Source organism: Synechococcus sp. R70.1, from assembly GCF_047461675.1.
Taxonomy (GTDB): domain Bacteria; phylum Cyanobacteriota; class Cyanobacteriia; order Thermostichales; family Thermostichaceae; genus Thermostichus.
In genome coordinates this window covers 1-1,117 of sequence record NZ_JANSHR010000046.1, presented here as the reverse complement: position 1 = coordinate 1,117, position 1,117 = coordinate 1, and the positions used below count along the sequence as shown (strand labels likewise).

Annotated in this window: 2 protein-coding genes; both read right to left on the bottom strand. The window is 66.0% G+C overall.

Going from position 1 to position 1,117, the window contains the following annotated elements:
• Nucleotides 1-413, bottom strand: a 413-nt coding sequence (locus tag NW807_RS06500; protein WP_414425610.1) for a hypothetical protein, incomplete at its 3' end; no start/stop codon positions are given.
• Nucleotides 413-853, bottom strand: coding sequence for a Fur family transcriptional regulator (locus NW807_RS06495; RefSeq protein ID WP_414425609.1), 441 nt, complete (start codon nucleotides 851-853; stop codon nucleotides 413-415). The genes NW807_RS06500 and NW807_RS06495, both read right to left, overlap by 1 nt.
• Nucleotides 854-1,117 lie beyond the last annotated feature (264 nt).

The following is a 1,117-nucleotide window of genomic DNA, read 5'->3' as shown; positions in this document are numbered from 1 at the left end:
CGCTCCCGCGCTTTGACCCGTCGCAGGATGCGGGCGGTCGGCTCGGCGGGCGCGTGTTCCTGCTCGACGGTTAGCGTCTCGCCGTCGAAGTGGGCGCGGTAGGCGACGCCGTTCACCTGCCAGCGTTTGCCGTGCTGGGCGACGCTGGGGCACGCGGCGCACACGCCCGATTCGGGATTGCGCAGGCTACAATCGGGCACGCGCACGCCCAACTCGCGCAGCAACGGCTCGACGGCTTGACGCGCCGACTCAGGGCTGAGGCGTTCAGGGTCGTACTCCACCTCCACAGTGTCGTCGCGATAGCGGTAGCGCACGCGCCGCAGCCCCCGATTCGCCAACGCGACCTTCGCCATCTCGTCGACGCACGAGTCGGCTTCGGCGAGACGCTTGCGTACACAGCGCACGATGCCCATTATGCGCTCTCCTTGCCGTTGCGCTGCGCCGCGCGGCAGTCGGGGCACAGCCCGTAATACACAATTCGCGCGCCCTGCACCTCGTAGCCCGAACGCTGCTCCACGATGTGCTGAATTTCATGCACCAGCCGCTCGTCGAAGTCCACCACGCGATGGCAGCGCACGCACACGAGATTGATATGCGGCGTCAGGTCGGCGTCGAAATGCTCCGCGCCGTCGCCCGCGTCGCCCAGCGCATGCACCAGTCCCATCGATTTGAGCACATGCAGCGTCTTGTAGACCGTCGCCAAACTCAGCGTGGGGAACTGGGGCAGCAGTTGGTGGTATATCATCATCGCCGTCGGGTGGTCTTTGCTTTCCGCCAGCACTTGACAGATTGCCACGCGCTGTGGCGTGAGGCGCAGCCCCGCTTGCTTCAGCCCAACAATCAGCCGATTCATCATCGCCTCCGATGGAAAATGGTTCTCTGAAGCGAATTATACTCTACACGACGGGCGCGTGTCAAGGGGGCGGCTTGGGGTATCCTACCCGATTGATGGCGGAGCGGATAGCGTTGGGTGACGGGCAGCCGCTGCTGATACGCGAGGCGCAGGTGCGCGAGGTGCTCACGATGCCCCGCGCGATTGACGCGCTGGAGGCGGCGTTCCGCGACTGGGCGCACGGCAGGGCGACGAACCAGCCGCGCCAGCGCGTCTACACCCCGC